We start from the raw sequence: 19,993 nt of genomic DNA, 5'->3' as shown, positions 1-19,993 counted from the left end.
CCCTGTCATGACCGAATCGCGGCCCCCGTTCCAGCCGTTCGACCTCGCCTCCGCGCTGAAGAAGGTCCAGGCGGCCGAGGACGCTTGGAATACGCGCGACCCGGAGAAGGTCTCGCTCGCGTACACGCCGGATTCCGTGTGGCGCAACCGCGACACGCACGTCGTCGGCCGGGCCGCGATCGTCGAGTTCCTCACCGCGAAGTGGGAGCGCGAGCTGGATTACGCGCTGCGCAAGGGGCTTTGGGGATTCCGCGAGAACCGCATCGCGGTGCGGTTCCAGTACGAGAGCCGCGACGCGGGCGGGCAGTGGTGGCGCAGCTACGGCAACGAGCTGTGGGAGTTCGCCGAGAACGGCCTGATGAGCCGGCGCGAGGCGTCGATCAACGACCGGCGGATCGAGGAGGCCGAGCGGCGCATCTTCGGGCCGCGGCCCGCGGAGGAGCACGGGGTCGACTTCCCCCTGTGGTGAAAGAACCGGGGTAACGGAAAGAGCCCGGCCGCCCGTTCCGGTGGTGCCGGAAGGGACGGCCGGGCCGATGCCGCGTTCGCGGGGATGGGGAACGCGGGCCGCGTTCAGGCGCCGATGCGCGCCTGCCGTTTGCGGGACACCAGCCGCCAGCCGACGGCGAGCACCACGACGATCGCCGGGATCGAGTAGAACGCGATCTTCTCGGCTCCGTCGGAGAATCCCATCAGCACCACGACCAGCAGGAGGAATCCGAGCGTGGCCCAGCCGGTGTACGGCGCGCCGGGCATGCGGTAGCTCGGCCGCTCCAGCTCGCCGCGCAACGCCGCCTGACGCATGCGCATCTGCGAGTACACCAGCGTCGCCCAGGTCGCGACGACACCGAGCGAAGCGACCGCGGTGGCGATGTCGAAGGCTTCCTTCGGCACCAGGTAGTTCAGCACCACGCCGAGCACGTAGGCCACGGACGTGAAGAGAATCCCGCCGTAGGGCACGTGCCGCGAGTTCATCTTGCCGACGAACTTCGGCGCTTCCCCCTCGTCGGCGAGCGCGCGGAGGATGCGGCCGGTGGAGTACAGCCCCGAGTTGCACGAGGAGAGCGCGGCGGTGAGGACGACCGCGTTCATCACGTCGCCGATGCCGCCGATGCCCAGGCGCGAGAACACCGTGACGAACGGGCTTTCGCCGCCGTTGTAGAACGGCCACGGCAGCAGCATCGCCAGCAGCAGCACCGAACCGACGTAGAAGACGCCGATCCGCCACACGACGCCGTTGATCGCCTTCGGCAGCACCTTGCGCGCATCCTTGGTCTCGCCGGCCGCGATGCCGACGACCTCGATCGCGGAGTAGGCGAACACGACCGCCTGCAGCGTCATCAGCGCGATGCCGACGCCGGCCGGGAAGAACCCGCCGTGGCCGGTCAGGTTGTGCACGCCGGCGGTGGTGCCGCCGATGTTCGCGCCGGTGAACACGAGCCCGACCGCGGTCACCAGGAACACGATGATCGCGAGGACCTTCACCACGGAGAACCAGAACTCCAGTTCCCCGAACAGCTTCACGCTCAGCAGGTTGACCGCCATGAGCACGCCGAGCGCGACCAGCGCGGTGATCCACTGCGGCACGTCCGGCAGCCACTTGTGCACGTAGATCGCGACCGCGGTGATCTCCGCGATGCCGGTCATCGCCCAGTTCAGCCAGTACATCCACCCGGACACGAACCCGGCCCACGGGCCGATGAACTTCCGCGCGTACGTCACGAAACTGCCGGAGCTGGGCTGGTGCAGCACGAGTTCGCCGAGCGCCCGCATCACGAAGTAGGCCGCGACGCCGCACAGCGCATAGGAAAGGACCAGCGACGGCCCCGCTTCGTGGAGCCGCCCGCCCGCGCCGAGGAAGAGCCCGACCCCGATCGCCCCGCCGATCGCGATCATCTGCACTTGGCGGTTGCCCAGTGCCTTGGTGTAGTTGTCGCCCTCTTTGGCGACCACTGTGGATTCCATGGTTGCGTGACGCTAGCGGTAGCGGGCCGCGTGATGCAGCACACCTAGGCTGGACTTAAGGTGTGCTGCAGATCACCGTGGAGGAACCGGGTAAATCGGGCAGGGCCCGTTTGATTTCCGGAAATGGTGCTGGAGCTGCGCGGATGTCCACCGTGGACGGTGCGCGCGGAGACTTTCGGGCAGCCGCAGGCGATCTCCAGGGTATCCGCGGGACAGGAGCGCTCACCAGAGCGCGGAGCTCGCCGGAATCCGGCGATGACGGGGCCACGCGGATGTTCCACAGTGGACGGAAGCGCCCGAGGAGGCATTCGCTCAGGGGCTGATCCCGCCAGGTTCGCATACCGGGGGATCCGGTCGGCCGCCGGGCCGCTTCACGGCGGAGACACGCCGGAACACTAAACTCCGCGCGGTGCCGACCCCAGATTCCGACTCCACTGCGCGCAGGAAAGCCGGCGACCGTTGGCTCATCATCGGCCTTGGGCTCATCTCCGCACTGACCGCGGTGCTGTTCACCGTGGCGCCGGTGAACACTGAGACAACGACGTACCGCTGGGACGGCGCGCAGGACACCGCGCTGCCGTTGTACCCGTACCACCCGGACAGAATGGACGCGACCGTCCGTTGCGCCGACCCGGACGGGCTGGCGCTGGCGACCGCGCCGCCGGGAAGCAAGCTGGGCGCGCAGCCCCTCGGCGGCGCGCTCGAGATCCGCGCGGTCGCCGGGACGGTCACCGCGAAACTCGGCGATAAGGAGCTGGTGCGCCGGCCGGTCAGCGGCGACTGCCGGCTGACGGTGCGCGCCGACGGCCAAGGCACCACAGTCGGCACCGCCAGGACGACGGCGAGGCCGAACGTCACCGGGCTGTACACCGACCACCCGGGCACGGCGTCCGCGCAGATCGAACCCGACACCCGGTGGGTCAGCACGCCGAGCGTGCTCAAGGTCGCGCTCGGCGTGGTGTCGGTGCTCGCGCTGCTCGGCATGATCGTGCTGCTGATCCGGCGCGACCGGGCCGTCGCACGACGGGTCCGGCTGCTTCCGCGGCGGGCGTGGGCGCCGCGGCCGGCGGACCTCGCGGTGACCGGGGTGCTCGGAGTCTGGTCCGTCATCGGTGCGCTCACTGTGGACGACGGATACATCTCGACTATGCTGCGCGCTCGCGAGACGAGCGGGTTCACCGGCAATTACTTCCGCTGGTTCAACGCGCCGGAAGCGCCGTGGGGCTGGTACTACGAGCTGTACGCGCTTCTCGGCCGCGTGACGCCGGCCATGGTGTGGATGCGGCTGCCGTCGGTGCTGCTGGGGCTGGCGTCGTGGTTCCTGATCGATCGGCTGGTGCTGCCGCGCCTGGTCGACCGGCCGGGCCGGTGGACCCGCTGGGCGGCCGCGGCGCTGTTCCTGGCCTGGTATGTGGCCTTCGACGTCGGACTGCGGCCGGAGCCCTGGATCGTGTTCGGCACGCTGGCGGTGTTCGCCCTGGTCGAGCGCGCGGTGGCGACCGGTGCGGTGACGCCGGTCGCGGTCGGTCTGGTCGTCGCCGGTGCCACCGCGACGACGAACCCGCTCGGGATCGCGGCGTTCCTGCCGTTCATCGCCGGGGTGCGCCCGCTCGTCCGGCTGGTGCGCAGGCGTGCCGACCTCCGGGTGCTCGGCGCGATCGCGGTGGTCGTCGGCGCGGCGGGCAGCGCACTGCTCACGGCGTTCTACGACCAGCCGCTGAGCGCCGTCCTGGAGTCGACCGCCGTCCGTCAGCAGATCGGCCCGGATCTCCCGTGGCAGAGCGAAATCACCCGGTACACGACCCTGCTCGATCCCTCGGTCGTCGAGGGTGCGCTGAACCGCCGGGTGCCGGTGCTGCTGATGCTCCTGGCGATGGCGATGACGGCCGTGCTGCTGATCTGGCGCCGCGCTCCGGGACTGGCCGCCGGGCCGGCTCGCCGGATGGTCGTCGCCAGTGTCCTGTGCCTCGTCGTGCTCGCGTTCACGCCGACGAAGTGGACGCACCACTTCGGTGCGCTGGCCGGATTCGGCACGGTGGTGATCGCGATGCTGGTCCACACCGTCGCACGCGGAGCGCTGTCCTCGGTGTGGGCACGGGCGGCGGCGCTGGGCCTGGTCGCGGCGACGACGTGGCTGGCCTGGTCCTCGCCGAACCGGTGGTGGATGCAGTCCGACTACGACGTTCGCTGGGGCGATTCCGTCCCCACCGTGAAGGGCGTGCGGCTGGCGGATCTGGTCCTCTGGGCCGGGCTGGCGGTCGCGCTCGCGGGCGTGGCCGCCGGGGCCTGGCGGACCGCGAAACGGCGGCCCGGGGCGCCGCGCTGGCTGCCGGCGTCCGGCTGGGTGATCGTCGCGGTGGCGGCCGCGACGGTGGCGGTCGAGGTGGTCGGACAGGCCCAGGCGGTGAAACTGCGCTGGGACACCTACTCCGTCGGCCGGTCGAACCTGGCTTCGCTCGGCCTCGCAGCGAGTGCCGGCAGCGCCGGGAACGCCTGCGGTGTCGAGGACTGGCTGGACGTCGAGCCGGACATCGGAGCCGGCGTGCTTCGACCGTCGACCCCGGCTTCGGCGGAAGGGTTCGCGATGAACACCGCGTTCCCGCCGGACGCCGCGCCGCGGGCCCCGTACGGCACCGATCCGGCGCACCCGGCGTGGAGTTCCTACCGGTCGCCGTCCGGGACCGGCACGCTCGCCACCGGGTGGTACGACCTGCCGGCGGGCATTGCGTCGAAGGATTCGGCTCCGGTCGTGATTTCCCTTGCCGGGCAAGGGAAAGTACAGGTGTCAGTCGAGTTCGCGAAGGCGGACGGGACCGTGCTGGCGACCGTGAAGGCCAAGGGGGACAGCACCGGGAAGTGGAGCGACGCGCGCTTCGACCCCCGCTGGCAGGCCCCTGGGGCGCAACGGGTCCGGGTCGTCGCGCGGGACGCCGACCCCGGTCCGTCCGGCTGGGTCGCGGTCACCGCACCCCGCATCCCGCGGCTGGTGCCGCTGACGAGCCAGGTTCCGGTGAGCGAGCCGGTGACCTTGGACTGGACCAACGCTTTCGTCGTGCCGTGCCGGACACCCGCCTCTTTGGCGGACGGCATCGTGCAGCCGGTCCGGTACCGGTTCGCCCCGGGGCCGGACGCGCAGTCGCTGGCCGGGGTCGCCTACTCCGCGGACGCCGGGGGACCTTACGTGCCGTTGTTCGCCGACGCGAAGGCCACCGAACTCCCGACCTACCTGCGCGGCGACAAACTCCGCGAGCCGGTCGCGGTGTACCGGTTCGACTATCCGGTCCCGATGCGGGGACTGACCGTCGAACACAGCACCCGGCCGACGTCCGGGCTGGCGAAGCAGGCGCCCGTGCTCGACGCCGACGCGCCCCGCGCCGTCAGCGAGTAGGCCGGACCAGGACGCCGCGTTCGGGTCACCGGCGGCCGCGACGGCAATCGGATCCGGCGGTCCGCCGCGGTCACCGGAACGGGCGACTACGCGGCCGGGCGGCTATTCCGCGGTGGACCGAGGTGCTTACGTGGACGCGCCGGGAGCGGCCCGGCACGGGCGCGCGAGGAGGAGCCGATGACGGCCACGGCGGAGGAGATCCGGGAGGAGCCGGTCCCGCCGGCGCTGTCCCGGCGCAGGATCCACGCGGTGTTCGGCGCGGTGCTGCTCGGCATGCTGCTCGCCGCGCTGGACCAGACGATCGTCGGGACCGCGCTGCCCACCATCGTCGGCGACCTCGGCGGGGCCGGGCACCTGTCCTGGGTCGTCACCGCGTACCTGCTGGCCGAGACGATCATGACGGTCGTCGTCGGCAAGCTGGGCGACCTGTTCGGCCGCAAGCTGATGTTCCAGCTGTCGGTGGTCGTGTTCGGCGCGGGCTCGTTCTTCTGCGGCTTCGCCGACAGCATGACCTGGCTGATCATCTGGCGCGCGGTGCAGGGGCTCGGCGGCGGCGGGCTGATGGTCACCTCGACCGCGCTGATCGCCGACGTCGTCCCGCTGCGCGAACGCGGCAAGTACCAGGGCGCGCTCGGTTCGGTGTTCGGCGTCGTCACCGTGGCCGGGCCGATGCTGGGCGGGCTGTTCGTCGACCACCTGTCCTGGCGCTGGGCGTTCTACGTCAACATCCCGCTCGCCGTGGTGGTGCTCGCGGTCGCCGCGTCGGCGATGCCGAGCGTGCGCGCGGCGGTCAAACCGGTGATCGACTACCTCGGCATCCTGCTGATCGGCCTCGCCGCGACCGGGCTGACGCTCGTCACGAGCTGGGGCGGCACCACGTACGCCTGGGGTTCGCCGGTGATCATCGGCATGGCCGCGGGCTCGGTGGTGCTGCTGGGCGCGTTCGTCGCGGTCGAGTTGCGCGCGCCGGAGCCGATGCTCCCAATGCGGCTGTTCCGGAACCCGGTGTTCACCGTCGCGGGGATCATGAGCTTCGTCGTCGGGTTCGCGATGCTTGGCGCGCTGTCCTATCTGCCCACTTACATGCAGTACGTCCAGGGCGTCTCGGCGACGTCGTCCGGCGTGCGGCTGCTCCCGATGGTGCTCGCGCTGCTGGTCGCCTCGATCCTGTCCGGCACGCTGGTGAGCCGTACCGGGAAGTACAAGATCTACCCGCTCGCCGGCTCCGCGGTGATGACCGCCGGGCTGTATCTGCTGTCGCGGCTCGGCGCGCACACCGGGTTCTGGGAATCGGCGCTCTACATGGCGGTGCTCGGTCTCGGGATCGGGCTCGGCATGCAGGTGCTGACCATCGCGGTGCAGAACACCGTGGACTACCGGGATCTCGGTGTCGCGACGTCCGGGGTGACGTTCCTGCGTTCGATCGGCAGTTCGTTCGGCGCGGCGATTTTCGGCACGGTTTACGCGAATCAGCTCGGCCCGAATCTAGCCAAGGCGCTCGCCGAACATCCGCTTCCGCCGGGCGTCGATCCGAAAGCCGTCCAGATTCCCTTGGCGCTGCACCATTTGCCCGCGACGATTTCGGAACCGGTGATCGGCGCGTACGCGGATTCGTTGCACATTGTGTTCCTTTATGCCGCGCCGGTCGGGCTGGTCGCTTTCGTGCTCGCGTTCTTCCTCAAGGAAATGCCGTTGCGCGACACCGCCCGCGCCGCCGCGCCGGACCTCGGCGACGGATTCGCGATGCCCGAAGCGCACGAGCACGACCGGGGACTCGAACGGGCGATCGCGACACTGCTGTTCCGGGAACGCCGCAAGGCCGCTCCCGCCATCGTCGCGCGCGCCGGTTCGGAACTGGACGTCGGCGGCCTGTGGTGTGTTCTGCAGGTCCGCCTCCGGCAGCGCGCCGGACGGGCGGCGACGCTCGAAGCGATCGGAGAGGACCACGGCGTCCCGGCGCAGGTGCTCGAACCGGCGTTCGCGCGGCTGGAACTGACCGGGCACCTCGACTGCGCCCGCAGCAGCTGGTCGCTCACCGAATCGGGGGCGCGCGAATGGGACAAGCTCGTCCGCGCGTGGCACGACTGGATCGCCGAACGCCTCGGCGACTGGGGCGGCGGGGACCGGTCCGAACTGGACGCCGCGATCACCCGCGTGGCGACCCGGATCCTCGACCAGGGCGCGGACGGCGCGGGCGGGCGGCACGCGCTGGCGTGAAACCGCGGCAAATTCCGCCGCGCGGCGGGAAACCGTTGCGAAACCGGTACCGCCGAAACAGCGGGTACGGCGGCGCCGACGTTTCGGACAGCCCGTTAGCATCTGCCTGTCGGACACCCTCTACTGTTCCGGGATCATGTCGGTGGATGAATCTGTGCTCACGACTTCGGGCGACGCCAACGGCTCCGCCCGTCCGGCCGGCGGTCCCGTCCGGTCCCGCTTCGCCGCGTGGCTGCCCCTGGCCGCCGCGGTGTTCGGCCTGCTCTCGTTCCTGCTCGTGCGCGGCAGCCTCACCGACGACGGGTACATCACCCTCTCGTACGCGAAGAACCTCGCGCTGCACGGCGAATGGGCGCTCGTGCCCGGGTCCGTCGCGAACTCGGCGACCTCGCCGCTCGACGTCCTGCTGCTCGGGTTCCTGACCTTCGTCACCCGGATCAGCGGCTCCGCGCACCCGGTGCTCGCGCTCGGCGTGCTGACCGTGCTGAACAGCGCCGCGATCGGCTGGGCGTGGGCGCGGCTGACCCGCCGCTTCGGCGTCTCGCCGTGGGCCGGCGTGCTGGGCCTGCTGCTGGTGATCGCCAACCCCTTCCTGCTGTCGGCCACCGGCCTCGAGGTGCTGCTGGTCCCGGCCGTCCTGCTGTGGCTCGTGGTGGCCGCGCTGGAGGAGCGGCCGGTGCTGTTCGGCGTGGTCGCCGCGCTGACCGTGCTGACCCGGCTCGACCTGGTCGTGTTCGTGCTCGTGATCGCGTTCTCGACGGCGGCGATCCGGAAGAAGTTCTGGACCGCGGTCGCGACGGCCGTTCTCGTGTCCGCGCCGTGGTTCCTCACGAGCTGGTTCGCGCTCGGGTCGTTCATCCCCGACACGCTGGTGATCAAGCAGGACCAGGAAGGCCTGTTCGGTGCCTGGGGCTACTTCAGCGGCCCGATGATGTACTTCCTGTACCTGCCCTTCACCGTGATGGTCGCGTTCGCCTCGGCGCTGGTCGGCGTGACCGTGCTGCTCGGCTGGCTCGCCCTGCGCTTCGCGCGCCGCTGGGACGACTTCCCGCGGCTGGCCCCGGTCGTCGCGCTCGGCGCGGGCGGCGTCGTCTACTACATCGTCTACTCGACCCTCGGCGTCGGCCCGTACCACTGGTACTACGTCACCCCGATCGTCAGCACGGCGTCGTTCGCGGTCCTGATGATCGGCGTCTGGCACGCCGAGACGAAGAAGCGGCCGAAGCTGAACCGCGTCCCGCCGCTCGTCGCGCTCGGGCTCGGCGCGGCGGTGGCGCTCGCCAACGTGGGCGTGGACCTGGCCCAAGGCGTGCCGTGGCCGTCGCCGGTCATCTTCGGCAACTGGGCCAGCTCGACCGACTACGCGCGCGTCGGCAAGGAGCTCGGCGCGCGGCTGCAGGGCAAGTCGGTGGCGGGGCCGGGCGAGATCGGCACCCTGGCGTACTACTGCGACTGCCAGATCCTCGACGTCTTTTCCGACCGCAGCGAGGTCACGAAGATCGTGAACAAGCGGCTCGCCGAGGACGGTTTCGTCAGCAAGACGCTTCTGCGGATCAACTACCACTGGTTCAAGCGGCTGCCGCCGCGCACCCCGGACTACCGGCTGCTCTACGACAAGGGTCCGGGCCATGGTCCGGACCAGTGGACGGTCTACTCCGCGGCCAAGGGCGTCGGGCATTTCACCCTCGTGCCGTTCGACCGCTGACGCGCCGCGCGATTTCCCGATACGGTCGATGCCATGGCGAAGGGCGAGGCCGTCGAGCTCGAGGTGGGGGACCGCACGGTCCGGGTGTCCAATCCGGACCGGGTCTACTTCCCGGCGCGCGGCGAGACGAAGCTCGATCTCGTCCGCTACTACCTCGCGGTCGGCGACGGGATCGTGCGCGCGCTGCGGGAACGGCCGTGCATGCTGCACCGGTTCCCGTCCGGGGTGACCGGCGAGAAGGTGCACCAGAAGCGCGTGCCGAATGGTGCGCCGCCGTGGCTGGAGACGGTGCGGGTGCAGTTCCCGCGGTACCAGCGGCACGCCGACGAACTGTGCGTGACCGAGCTGGCGCACGTTGCGTGGGCGGTGCAGATGTCCACTGTGGAGTTTCATCCCTGGAACTCGCGCCGCGCGGACACCGAACGGCCGGACGAATGGCGGATCGACCTCGACCCGATGCCCGAATGCGGGTTCGGCACGGTCCGCCGGGTCGCGCACGTCGCCGAGGAAATCCTGGACGAGCTGGGCATCCGCGGCTGGCCCAAGACGTCCGGCGGCAGCGGGATGCACGTCTACGTCCGGATCGAACCGCGCTGGGGATTCGCCGATGTCCGCCGCGCGGCGCTGGCGTTCGCGCGCGAGGTCGAGCGGCGGGCTCCGGACGACGTCACCACCACGTGGTGGCGCAAGGACCGCGATCCGAAGAAGCTGTTCGTGGACTACAACCAGAACGCCCGGGACCACACGATCGCCAGCGCCTATTCGGTGCGCGGCGTGCCCGAGGCGCTGGTGTCCACTCCGATCCGGTGGGACGAGGTCGACGACGTCGACCCGCACGACTGCACGATCGCGACCGTGCCCGCGCGGTTCGCCGAACTCGGCGATCTGCACGCGGGCATCGACGACACGGCGTATTCGCTCGAGCCGTTGCTGGAGTGGGCCGACCGGGACGGGTTGGAGGCAGAGGACTCCTGAGCGAAGTCAATCGGGCGCCTGGCGTCATGGGGGCTCCTCCGCCGCGTCTCACCGGGGACCGAGCGGAGGAGAGCGCGATGGACAGTGCTGGGCAGGGCGATCCGCTGGCCGTGCTCTATCGGCTGCACCACCAGTTGCGCGTGCTGTCGCCGGTGCTGACCGTCGCGCCGGGACGGCCGGAGACGAACGCCATGCTCGACGGCCTCGCCGAGACCGTTTCCGAGGCGGCGGGCCTGCTCGCGACCGCAGAACCGGAGGCGCTGGCGGCGTTGCGGCAGGGGTTCGAGTACGCCCGGCTAGGCCGGGGCAACGAGGCGAACTCGGAGCTGATCACCGCCTACGGGCGGCTGTCGGTGCTGCTGCGGAAGGACACGCCGCGCCGGGACAGCGCGAACGAGCCGACGGTGCGGTGGCGTTCGAGGTTTTGACCGGCCGGGCGCGTGGCATGCCAGGATGGCGGGCGTAACCCGGCTGAGCCCGGGCGGTGCGGCATCGGGAGGACCACGTGGCCGAGCAGATCCTCGTCACCGGCGGAAGCGGACAACTGGGCCGGGTGGTCGTGGAACGGCTCCGAGCCGCGGAGGCTCCGGTGCGGGCGTTGAGCCGGCGGAGGCGGTCCGGCGAAGGTGTCCAGTGGACGGCCGGCGACCTGCGCACGGGACGGGGCATCGACGTCGCGGTCGCCGGGGTCAGCACGGTGATCCATTGCGCGACCGACTACCGCCGGGAGGTCGACACGGTCCGCACGCTCGTCGAGGCGGCGCGCTGGAGCGGACAGACGCCGCATCTGGTGTACGTCTCGATCGTCGGCGTGGACAAGATCCCGCTCGGGTATTACGAGGCGAAGCTGGCCGCGGAAAAACTGGTCGCGGATTCCGGGATGCCGCACACGATTCTGCGGGCGACGCAGTTCCACTCGCTGGTGCGGACACTCCTCGCCGGCGCCGCCCGGCTCCCGGTGGTGCCGGTGCCGAAGTTCCGGTTCCAGCCCGTCGACGTGCGCGACGTCGCGGCGCGGCTCGTCGAGCTGGCCCGCGGCGAACCGCGGGGGCGGGTCGCGGACTTCGGCGGGCCGGAGGTGCGGACGACGGCTGATCTGGCGCGTGCCCTGCTCGCCGCGTCCGGGAAGGAGAAACGGCTCGTTTCGGTGCCGGCGCCGGGGCGGATCGCCCGGGGTTACGCGGCTGGGGCGAACTTGGCGCCGGAGCACGCCGACGGCGTGGTCACCTTCGAGCAGTATCTGGCGGAGCGGGGCAAGCCGACCGCGCTGCGGTACCGCTAGGCGGCGGCGCGGCGGCGGACGGTGCGCTCCAGGATTCCGAGGGTCGCCTTGAGGGCGGATTCGGGGACGACCGGGAAGGTCAGGCGCTCCTTCCACTCGTCGCTGAGCTCTGACCAGTCGTAGTAGGACGTGACGCGGGTCCCGCCCTCGGCGGGCTCCAGCCGGTAGCCGTAGATGTGGCGGACGTGCGGGCGGAAGTTGCCCTCGACGGTCCAGGCGATCTCCTGGCCGGGGACGAGTGTGGTGATGACGACCTCGACGGTGTACTTGCCCAGCGGACGGTCGCCGAGCGCTTCCCGGTCCATGTGGACCACGAACCGGTCGCCGGCCTGCGTGACCGGTTCGCCTTCGGCGTCCATGAGCATTCCGGACGCGTCGATGTCGACGTGGCCCCGCGGATCGGCGAGCACGGCGAAAATCGCGCTGGCGGGGGCGGGGATGAGCCGGGAGACCTCAAGACGTTCGTTCATATCATCGATCATAGCAGAAATAATCGATGATTGCCGTCCGCGTGATCAGCTCTGGACGAAGAAATGCCAGCCGACCCACCACCAGGCCAGCACGAGCGCGATCCGGGTCGACCGCTTGCGCATCAGCGCGGAGAGCACGCTGGTCAGCGGCGGGATCTTCTTAGGGACCAGGTGGCTGCCCAGCCACAGCAGGAGGGCGGCGGCCACGATCGCGCCGAAGCCGATTTCGGTGATCAGCCTGCTGCTCATGCCGTTCTCCTAGCCTCGGCGGCCGCGCGCAGCATCGCGAGCCCGGCGGCGACCCAGACGCCGAGCGCGAGAGCCTGCACGACGCGGTTGTCGAGCATCGGGTCGACGAGGTCGCTCATCGTCGGATGCGTCAGCGAAAGCCCGCCCGCGGCCTGTTCGTAGACGAAGGAGATCAGTTCCCAGAGGCACCAGGAGATCGCCAGCGCGACCCACAGCCAGCCGCGGCGCGGGACCGGCTGGGACGGGAGCGAAGGGTCCCGCCATTCCACGACCAGCGCGCCGACGCCGATCGCGGTCACGGCGAGGAACATCGGCACGGTCTGGCGGCCGAAGACCAGCGCGACCAGAGCGACGGCGATGATCAGCGAGGCGCCGGGCAGCCGGGTGGCCGGGACCAGGAGGTCGTCCGCGGCGCCGGCGTGCCGTTCGGTGAAGAGCAGCAGGATCGCGGCGGCGAAGAAGATGACGCTGTCGGCGGGGGCGCCGCGGATCCAGTGGGCGAGCGAGGCGATGAGGAGAGCCGCGATCGGGAGGTCGACCGCCGGCCGAGGTGCCGGGTAGTCCGCCACGTGCCGTTCCGGAGCTGCCATGCGACGCACCTCATTCCGTGCCGGTCCTGCTTGGAAGACAACACGAACGGGGGTCTGCGGCTTCCCGGTCGGGCGATGTTTTCGGGAGCCGGGTGAGAAGGGTCAGATCCGCCGGGCTTCGGCAGGGCTGACCGGGGGATCGGCGGGCCGGTCGTGCAGAACCGTCGCGAGGATTTCCGCGCCGCGCACCACTCGCGGGCCGGGGCGGTTGAAGTAGGCCGGACCGTCGAGCAGCCAGACGCGGTTGTTCCGGACGGCGGGCAGGTCGGCCCAGCCCGGGCGCAAGGTGAGGACGTCCAGTTCGGTCTCGGTCCGGTCCGGCGAGAAGCCGCAGGGAAGGACGAGCAGGACGTCCGGGCGGGCGGCGACCACGGCGTCCCACGTCATCGGGTGGGTGTGCTCGCCCGGTTCCGCGAGCGACGGGGCGCCGCCCGCGGCGGAGATCTGCTCGGGCACCCAGTGTCCGGCCGGCCAGAGCGGATCGAGCCATTCCAGCGCGACCACCCGGGGCCGCGGCAGCCCGGCGACCTGGCGGCGGACAGCGGCGAGCCGGCTGCGGAGTTCGGCGACGCGGGCGGCGGCGACCTCCGGCACGCCCAGTGCGTCGCCGAGGGTGGTCAGGCAGTCGAGAACCTCGTCCAGGGTGCGCGGTTCGAGGCTGAGCACGCGCGGTCCGGCGTCGAGCATCCGCACCGCGGCGGCGACGCGGGTGTAGGACACCGCGCAGACCTCGCACAGGTCTTGGGTGAGCACGAGGTCGGGCGCGAGCGCGGCCAGCCGGTCGAGATCGACTGAGTAGAGCGACGAGCCTTGGTGGGACGAGCCGACGGCGGTGGAGATCTCCCGGCTGGTCAGCGTGTCGGAGTCGAGGTCCGCGGCGGTCACCACCGGCACCGACGCGATCTCGGCGGGCCAGTCGCATTCGTGCGTGCGGCCGACGAGATCGCCCGCCTTGCCGAGAGTGGCGACCAGGTCGGTGGCGGCGGGCAGCAGGGACACGATCCGCATGCGTCCACGGTAGGTCAGGCGGCCTCGTGCAGCGCCTCCAGCAGCGAGGAAGCCCGGTGGTCGACGTCCTCGGCCTGGAGTTCGTTCGGCACGAAGGAGAACGACAACCCCCGGGTCGGCCACGCGCCGTGGCGGCCGCCGCCGGCACCGGAGTGTCCGAAGGCGGCGGGGTCGGCCGCGGCGGGGCCGTAGGTGCCGATCGGGTCGGCCAGTTCGAAACCCAGGCCGAAGCGCAGCGGGCGGTCATTGATCGCGTCGATGCCTTCGGACCAGGTGCGAGTGGCCTGGGCGAGGACGTCGTCCGGGACGAGTTCGCCGGAGCGCAGCAGGTCGTACAAGCGGGCCATCGCGGTCGCGGTGCCGACTGCGCCGCCTGCCGCCAGCGTCGCGCCGCGGTACTCCGGCGAGTTCATCGAGTCGCCCGAATCGAGCAGGCCGCGGTACATCCGTTCGACGATCCGGCGGCGTTCCTCGTCCTTCAGGAACGTGCTGATCCGGTACCCGGGCGCGCGCCGCAGCGTGGCGACCGGGACGGACGGCGGGGTGCCGAGCCGCAGGTCGAGGCCGTGCGGTCCGGCGAGGAGGTCGCGCACCAGCGTGCCCAGGTCGGCTCCGGTGACGCGCCGGGCCAGTTCCGTGGCCAGGTAGCCGTAGGTGAGCGCGTGGTACGCGACCTGCCTGCCCGGAGTCCACAATGGACGCTGGGCGGCGAGGGCACGGGCGTTCGCCGCGTTGTCCAGCATGGGCAGATCGGGTTCGACGTAGGGCAGGCCGACGGTGTGCGACAGCACCTGCGAGACCGGCACCTCCTCCTTGCCCGCCGCGGCGAACTCCGGCCAGTAGCGGGCGACGCGTTCGTCCGGGTCCAGCTTCCCCTGTGCGGTCAGCATCGCCAGGACGGTCGCGACCACGCCCTTGGTGCCGCTGAACAACACGGCGCGGGTGTCCTCGGTCCACGGCACGCCGTCCGCCGCTGAACCGCCCCACAGCTCCACCACCGGAGCGCCGTCGCGGAACACGCTGAACGCGGCTCCGCCGGTGGTCGCCTCGATGATGTCGCCGAACGCTTCCCGCACGCCCTCGTAACCGGGCTTCACCGCACCATGGACAGTCATCCTGCTCCTCACAGCCTTGGCGTCGTGGCCAGAAGTTCGCTGGTGTACTCGTGCGACGGGGAGTTCAGCACCGCTTCGACGGGCCCTTCCTCGACGATCTCGCCGCCGCGCAGGACCGCGATCCGGTCCGCCACCTCCGGGGCGAGGGCGATGTTGTGCGTCACGAACAGCATCGCCATGCCGAGTTCCCGGCGCAGCTCGCCGAGCAGCTCGACGATGGTCGCCTGCACGGAGACGTCCAGCGCGGAGGTGACCTCGTCGCACACCAGGACGTCCGGCGTGGTCACGAGCGCGCGGGCGATCGCGGCGCGTTGGCGTTCGCCGCCGCTGAGCTGGTCCGGCAGCCGGTTCGCGAGGTCTTGCCGCAAGCGGACCCGGTCCAACGTCTCGGCGACGCGTTTACGGCGCTCAGTGCGGGAGAGGGACGTCAAGCGCACCAGCGGAACCTCGATCGACTGCGCGATCGTCTTGCGCGGGTTCAGCGACGAGAACGGGCTCTGGAAAACGTACTGGATCCGCCGCAGCTCGTCGGTGCTGCGCTGCCGGGCGGCCGGAGCGAGCGGGGTTCCTTCGAGCGCGACCGTGCCGCTGAAACCGCGGTTCAGTCCGGCGATGCACTGCGACAGCGTGGTTTTGCCGGAACCGGACTCGCCGAGCAGCATCACGCTTTCCCCGCGCGTCACCGCGAGATCGATGCCGCGCAACACCTTCTGCAGCCCGTACGACACCCGGATGTCGCGTGCGGCCAGCACCGCGTCGTCCGGCGGGGGAGCAGGGGCGGGTTGCGCACCGAGGTCGGGCACCGCCGCGAGCAGCCGCTTCGTGTACGCGTGCTTCGGCCGCCGCAGTACTTCCTCAGCGACGCCGCATTCGACCAGATTTCCTTGGTACATCACGGCAACCCGGTCGGCGAGCTGTGCCACCACGGCGAGGTCGTGCGTGATGTAGAGCGCCGCGACGCCGTGCTCGGACGTCAGCTGCCGGACCGTCTCCAGCACCAAAGCCTGCGTCTTCACATCGAGGCCGGTGGTCGGCTCGTCCAGCACGACCACGCTCGGGCGGCACGCGAACGCCATCGCGATGCCGACCCGCTGCTGCTGCCCGCCGGACAGCTGATGCGGGTACCGCCGCTGGTAGGCCTCGTCGGACGGCAGCCCGACCTCGGCCAGCACCTCGGCCACTCGCTCGTCGGCGGACCCGGCGTAGCCGTGCGTTTCCAGCACCTCGGCGATCTGCCGCCCGACCCGCAGCGCCGGGTTCAGCGACAGCGCCGGGTCCTGCGGGATGTACGCGACCGCGTTGCCCCGCAACTGGCGTCGTGCGGCGTCGTCGAGCGACAAGACGTCGACCGGTTCGCCCTCGCGTGGATGCAGCACCACCTTGCCGCCGCCGGACACCAGCCCGCGGCGGAAATGGCCGAGCGCGGCCAATCCGGCGGTCGTCTTGCCGGAACCGGATTCCCCGACCAGCGCGAGGACCTCGCCGGGAGCGATCTCGTAGGACACCGAATGCAGCACCGGACGGCCCGCCGCGGTGCGCACGGCCAGCCCGGTCACCTCCAGAGCCTTGGTCATGCGCGTGCCTCCCGGGTCCGCCCGGCCGCGGCCGAGGCGAGCGAATCGGCGACGAGGTTCGTGCCGACGGCCAGCACCGCGATCGCGGCCACCGGGAGCAGCACGCCCCACGGCTGCACGACGAGCGCGATCCGGTTCTCGTTGATCATCAGGCCCCAGTCCGCGGCCGGCGGCTGGATGCCGAGCCCGAGGAACGACAGCGAGGCGATGTAGCCGATCGAATAGGTCAGCCGCAGCCCCAGCTCCACCATCAGCGGGCCGGTGATGTTCGGCAGGATCTCGCGCAGCAGGATCCGGCTGCGCGGCACGGCGTACATCTCGGCCGCGCGGATGTAGTCGTGGTTGCGCACCGAGACCGTCGCCTGCCGGGCGACCCGCGCGGTCCGCGGCGCGTGCGTCAGACCGATGACCAGCACCAGCAGCCAGCCCTTCGGACCGATGACCGCGATCGCCAGCAGCGCGATGACCAGCTGCGGGAACGACAGCAGCACGTCGTTGCCGCGCATCAGCAGGCTGTCCAGCCAGCCGCCGCCGTACCCGGCGATCATGCCGATGAGCGCGCCGAGCACGATGCCGAGAGCGGTGGCCAGCACCGCGTACAGCAGCAGCGTGGTGCCGCCGGCGAGGAAGCGGGTGAGAACGTCGCGGCCGAGGCCGTCGGTGCCCGCGATCCCGTCCGGTTTGAACGGCTTTCCGGCGAAGTCCGTGGTGCTGTGCCCGGTGAGAACCGGTCCGAGCCACGGGCCCAGCAGCGCCACGAGAATCACGATTCCGGCCAGCGCCGCACCGACCTTGGCCTGCGGGAACGACCAAGCGGCACGGATCAGCCCGGCCGCGCGCGGCGGCGTCTCCGCGACGGCGGGCACCACCTGTTCTTCTTCGACCGCGGTCATCGCACTGCCTCCGTCCGGAGCTTGGGGTCGGCGAGGATGCCGATCACGTCGGCCAGCAGGTTCACCACGATGTAGACCGCGGCGATCAGCAGCGTCACCGCCTGGACCACGGCGACGTCGCGTTTGCCGACCGCGTCGATCAGCGCCTGGCCGATGCCCGGGTAGCGGAACAGGAATTCGACCACCACGACGCCGCCGGCCAGCCAGGCCAGCTGGATCGCGACGACCTGCGCGACCGGCCCGACCGCGTGCGGCAAGGCGTGCCGCAGCAGCACCGTCCGCTCGCGCATTCCCTTGAGCCGCGCCATTTCCACGTAGCCGGATTCGAGGACCTCGCCCATCGTCGCGCGCATCATCCGCGTGATGTACGGCGTCACGACGAGCACGAGGGTGAGCACCGGCAGGACGAGCTGGCTCGGCTGCGCCCAGACCGCTTCGCCTGGCGGCGTGAGCGTGACCGAGGGCAGGACGCGGAACACCGTCGTCGCGAAGAGGACGATGAGGGCGACGCCGATCACGAACTCCGGCAGCGCGGCGATCACCAGGCTGACGCCGGAGACGACCTGGTCGCCGGCCCGGCCGCGGCGCATCGCGCTCCACGTGCCGAACGCGAGCCCGAGCGGGGTGGCGATCACCGCGGCGAGCACGAGCAGCACGAGCGAGGCCGACACGCGGTCCGCCAGCAGCGTCGTGACCGGGCCCTGGGTCGAGGTCGAGGTGCCGAGGTCGCCGGTGAACAGGCCGCCCAGCCATGAGAGATAGCGCTGCCAGACCGGTTCGTCGAGGTGCAGCTGGTGCTGCAGCGCGGCGATCCGCTCCGGGGTCGCCTGCTGGCCGAGGATGGCCCGTGCCGGATCGCCGGGCAGCAGCAGCGTCGCGACGAACACCAGCAGGGTGACCAGCCACAGCACCACGAGGCTCACGAGCAGCCGTTTGAGGATCAGCCGGGTCATGCCGTGCCTCCTTCCGCCGTGCCGAGCCAGACCTGGCGGAACTGGTAGCCCGACAACGAGATCCCGGTCCGGTCCGGCACGAGTCCGGCCACATAGGACTGGTAGGCGTCGACCTGGTCGACGAACCCCCAGACGATCAGCCCGCCGCGTTCGTACTCGATCCGCTGCGCCCGGTGAATCAGATCCGTGCGCTCCTTCGCGTCCATGGTCTCGCTCGCCCGAGTGACGAGGTCGGTGAATTCCGGGTCGTTCCAATGGGTTTCGTTGTACGGAGCTTTCGGCAGCGCGCCGGCCGCGACCTGCGGCAGGTAGTTGCGCGTGTACCAGAAGTCCTGCGCGAAATCCCAGGACAGGTAGTTCTCGCCGTAGAACGTGGTGGTGTCGACCTTCCGGATCCGCACGTTCACGCCGGCGGCCTTGGCCTGCTGCTGGAACACCTGCGCGGCCTCGACCGCACCGGCCTGGATCGGCGCGGTGACCAGCTCGATGTCGAGGTTCGGCTTGCCCGCTTCGGCGAGCAGCCGTTTCGCCTCGGCGATGTTCTGCTTCCGTTGCGGCAGCTGCCGGTCGTACGCCGGGTCGAACGGCGCGTACAGGTCGTTGCCGACCCGGCCCTGCCCGCTGAGCACCTGGTTGATCATCTGCTCGCGGTCGACCACCAGGCGCAGCGCCTGGCGCACCCGGACGTCGTTGAACGGCGGCCGGTCGACCCGCATGGTGAACGGCAGCCAGGTCCCGGTTTCCGATCGCAGCACCTGGACCCGCGGATCGCTGCGGAGCACGTCCACGAGGGCCACGGGGACCTGGTCGATCGCGTCCACTTGAGACGAGAGCAAGGCGTTGATCCGGGCGTCGTCGTCGGAGAAGTTGATGAGCGACAACCGGTCCAGGTACGGCTCGCCCGGGCGCCAGTAGTGCTCGTTGCGCACGAAGGTGCTCTGCAGGCCGGCGGTGAACGTGTCGGCCTTGAACGGTCCGGTGCCGATCGGGCGCTTGACGTCGAAGTCGGCGGGGACGATGCCGAGGCTGTACTGCCCGAGCAGGTCGTCGAAGCCGGAATTCGGGGTGGTGAGCCGGAATTCGACGGTCCGGTCGCCGGTGGCGACGACCTCGCCGAGCATGGTCAGCCCGGCCGCGCCGCTCTTCGGGGCCTTCGGGTCGGTGATCCGGCGGAAGGTCGCGACGACGTCGGCCGGGGTCACCGGGCGGCCGTCGTGGAAGCGGATGCCCGACCGCAGCACGGCGGTCCAGGTGCGCGCGTCCGGCGAGGACTTCAGCGATTCGGCCACCAGCATCTGGAGCCGGTAGTCGTGATCGCGCATCAGCAGCGGTTCGTAGAGGTTGAGCACCCGGGCGATGTCCGGGTTCGTGGCGGGGATGTGCGGGTCGAGCGTGTCCGACGCTCCGCCGCCGGTGACTCCGACCCGGAGGGCGCCGCCTCGCTTGGGCGGGCCGGAGGGCACGGCCGCGGCGACCGTGGGGCCGCAGGCGGCCAGAAGGGGAGCGGTGCCGGCGAGCGCGGCGCCGGCGAGCGCGGTGGTCAGGAATCGGCGGCGGGAGACGTTGGTCGGTTTACATCGGGCTTCCATGGGTGACTTTCGGGTGGGTG

Annotated in this window: 17 protein-coding genes; 7 read left to right on the top strand and 10 right to left on the bottom strand. The window is 70.9% G+C overall.

Annotated features, from left to right (window positions below; genetic code table 11):
• Positions 1-7: 7 nt before the first annotated feature.
• Entirely contained in the window at positions 8-469 is a 462-nt protein-coding gene (locus H5411_RS30965; protein WP_101440151.1) for a nuclear transport factor 2 family protein, read from the top strand.
• Between the two features lie 104 nt (positions 470-573).
• Here the strand turns inward: H5411_RS30965 and H5411_RS30960 are convergent, their stop codons facing one another.
• Positions 574-1,965 (bottom strand): amino acid permease, encoded by a 1,392-nt coding sequence (locus tag H5411_RS30960; protein WP_101440150.1) that lies wholly within the window; start codon positions 1,963-1,965, stop codon positions 574-576.
• 409 nt (positions 1,966-2,374) lie between these two features.
• Here H5411_RS30960 and H5411_RS30955 point away from each other — a divergent pair, with 409 nt between their 5' ends.
• The 6 genes from H5411_RS30955 to H5411_RS30930 all read left to right on the top strand — a co-directional run bounded on the left by H5411_RS30955 (position 2,375) and on the right by H5411_RS30930 (position 11,532).
• Positions 2,375-5,353, top strand: coding sequence for an arabinosyltransferase domain-containing protein (locus H5411_RS30955; protein WP_101440149.1), 2,979 nt, complete (start codon positions 2,375-2,377; stop codon positions 5,351-5,353).
• 177 nt (positions 5,354-5,530) lie between these two features.
• A complete protein-coding gene (locus H5411_RS30950) occupies positions 5,531-7,570 on the top strand; it encodes an MDR family MFS transporter (RefSeq protein ID WP_101440148.1) in 2,040 nt (679 codons plus the stop codon).
• Between the two features lie 142 nt (positions 7,571-7,712).
• Positions 7,713-9,275, top strand: coding sequence for a hypothetical protein (locus H5411_RS30945; RefSeq protein WP_416332871.1), 1,563 nt, complete (start codon positions 7,713-7,715; stop codon positions 9,273-9,275).
• Positions 9,276-9,308: 33 nt separating this feature from the next.
• Positions 9,309-10,250, top strand: a complete 942-nt coding sequence (gene ligD / locus H5411_RS30940) for a non-homologous end-joining DNA ligase (RefSeq protein WP_101440146.1) — start codon at positions 9,309-9,311, stop codon at positions 10,248-10,250.
• Between the two features lie 77 nt (positions 10,251-10,327).
• Positions 10,328-10,678 (top strand): hypothetical protein, encoded by a 351-nt coding sequence (locus tag H5411_RS30935; protein ID WP_244194877.1) that lies wholly within the window; start codon positions 10,328-10,330, stop codon positions 10,676-10,678.
• Positions 10,679-10,755: 77 nt separating this feature from the next.
• Complete coding sequence (locus tag H5411_RS30930; RefSeq protein WP_101441346.1) at positions 10,756-11,532, top strand: SDR family oxidoreductase; 777 nt, start codon at positions 10,756-10,758, stop codon at positions 11,530-11,532.
• Here the strand turns inward: H5411_RS30930 and H5411_RS30925 are convergent.
• The 9 genes from H5411_RS30925 to H5411_RS30885 all read right to left on the bottom strand — a co-directional run bounded on the left by H5411_RS30925 (position 11,529) and on the right by H5411_RS30885 (position 19,973).
• A complete protein-coding gene (locus H5411_RS30925; protein ID WP_101440144.1) occupies positions 11,529-12,002 on the bottom strand; it encodes an SRPBCC family protein in 474 nt (157 codons plus the stop codon). The genes H5411_RS30930 and H5411_RS30925 overlap by 4 nt on opposite strands.
• 45 nt (positions 12,003-12,047) lie before the next feature.
• Positions 12,048-12,251 (bottom strand): DUF6186 family protein, encoded by a 204-nt coding sequence (locus H5411_RS30920; protein WP_101440143.1) that lies wholly within the window; start codon positions 12,249-12,251, stop codon positions 12,048-12,050.
• Complete coding sequence (locus H5411_RS30915; protein WP_101440142.1) at positions 12,248-12,841, bottom strand: hypothetical protein; 594 nt, start codon at positions 12,839-12,841, stop codon at positions 12,248-12,250. Before H5411_RS30915 ends, H5411_RS30920 begins: the two co-directional genes overlap by 4 nt.
• A 102-nt stretch (positions 12,842-12,943) precedes the next feature.
• Entirely contained in the window at positions 12,944-13,849 is a 906-nt protein-coding gene (locus tag H5411_RS30910; RefSeq protein ID WP_101440141.1) for a cobalamin-binding protein, read from the bottom strand.
• Positions 13,850-13,863: 14 nt separating this feature from the next.
• Complete coding sequence (locus tag H5411_RS30905; protein ID WP_101440140.1) at positions 13,864-14,964, bottom strand: serine hydrolase domain-containing protein; 1,101 nt, start codon at positions 14,962-14,964, stop codon at positions 13,864-13,866.
• An 8-nt stretch (positions 14,965-14,972) separates the two neighbouring features.
• Positions 14,973-16,538 carry an ABC transporter ATP-binding protein gene (locus H5411_RS30900; protein ID WP_101440139.1) on the bottom strand — a complete coding sequence of 522 codons (1,566 nt, stop codon included), beginning with the start codon at positions 16,536-16,538 and terminating at the stop codon, positions 14,973-14,975.
• On the bottom strand, positions 16,535-17,431 hold the full coding sequence (locus tag H5411_RS30895) for an ABC transporter permease (RefSeq protein WP_101440138.1): 897 nt from the start codon (positions 17,429-17,431) through the stop codon (positions 16,535-16,537). Before H5411_RS30895 ends, H5411_RS30900 begins: the two co-directional genes overlap by 4 nt.
• Complete coding sequence (locus H5411_RS30890) at positions 17,428-18,384, bottom strand: ABC transporter permease (protein WP_101440137.1); 957 nt, start codon at positions 18,382-18,384, stop codon at positions 17,428-17,430. The genes H5411_RS30895 and H5411_RS30890 overlap by 4 nt, the downstream gene beginning before the upstream one ends.
• Positions 18,381-19,973 carry an ABC transporter substrate-binding protein gene (locus H5411_RS30885; protein WP_101440136.1) on the bottom strand — a complete coding sequence of 531 codons (1,593 nt, stop codon included), beginning with the start codon at positions 19,971-19,973 and terminating at the stop codon, positions 18,381-18,383. Before H5411_RS30885 ends, H5411_RS30890 begins: the two co-directional genes overlap by 4 nt.
• Positions 19,974-19,993: the final 20 nt, after the last annotated feature.

Origin of the sequence: Amycolatopsis echigonensis (genome assembly GCF_014174495.1) — a bacterium.
GTDB classification, from domain to species: domain Bacteria; phylum Actinomycetota; class Actinomycetes; order Mycobacteriales; family Pseudonocardiaceae; genus Amycolatopsis; species Amycolatopsis echigonensis.
This window is presented reverse-complemented; position numbering and strand designations above follow the sequence as displayed.

Bases quoted from the DNA above. Each gene is read 5' to 3' on its own strand.
- H5411_RS30915 (WP_101440142.1), bottom strand. From the start codon at position 12,841: ATGGCAGCTCCGGAACGGCACGTGGCGGACTACCCGGCACCTCGGCCG.
- H5411_RS30890 (WP_101440137.1), bottom strand. From the start codon at position 18,384: ATGACCCGGCTGATCCTCAAACGGCTGCTCGTGAGCCTCGTGGTGCTG.
- H5411_RS30960 (WP_101440150.1), bottom strand. From the start codon at position 1,965: ATGGAATCCACAGTGGTCGCCAAAGAGGGCGACAACTACACCAAGGCA.
- H5411_RS30900 (WP_101440139.1), bottom strand. From the start codon at position 16,538: ATGACCAAGGCTCTGGAGGTGACCGGGCTGGCCGTGCGCACCGCGGCG.
- H5411_RS30965 (WP_101440151.1), top strand. From the start codon at position 8: ATGACCGAATCGCGGCCCCCGTTCCAGCCGTTCGACCTCGCCTCCGCG.
- H5411_RS30885 (WP_101440136.1), bottom strand. From the start codon at position 19,973: ATGGAAGCCCGATGTAAACCGACCAACGTCTCCCGCCGCCGATTCCTG.
- H5411_RS30905 (WP_101440140.1), bottom strand. From the start codon at position 14,964: ATGACTGTCCATGGTGCGGTGAAGCCCGGTTACGAGGGCGTGCGGGAA.
- ligD (WP_101440146.1), top strand. From the start codon at position 9,309: ATGGCGAAGGGCGAGGCCGTCGAGCTCGAGGTGGGGGACCGCACGGTC.
- H5411_RS30895 (WP_101440138.1), bottom strand. From the start codon at position 17,431: ATGACCGCGGTCGAAGAAGAACAGGTGGTGCCCGCCGTCGCGGAGACG.
- H5411_RS30925 (WP_101440144.1), bottom strand. From the start codon at position 12,002: ATGAACGAACGTCTTGAGGTCTCCCGGCTCATCCCCGCCCCCGCCAGC.
- H5411_RS30950 (WP_101440148.1), top strand. From the start codon at position 5,531: ATGACGGCCACGGCGGAGGAGATCCGGGAGGAGCCGGTCCCGCCGGCG.
- H5411_RS30935 (WP_244194877.1), top strand. From the start codon at position 10,328: ATGGACAGTGCTGGGCAGGGCGATCCGCTGGCCGTGCTCTATCGGCTG.
- H5411_RS30920 (WP_101440143.1), bottom strand. From the start codon at position 12,251: ATGAGCAGCAGGCTGATCACCGAAATCGGCTTCGGCGCGATCGTGGCC.
- H5411_RS30910 (WP_101440141.1), bottom strand. From the start codon at position 13,849: ATGCGGATCGTGTCCCTGCTGCCCGCCGCCACCGACCTGGTCGCCACT.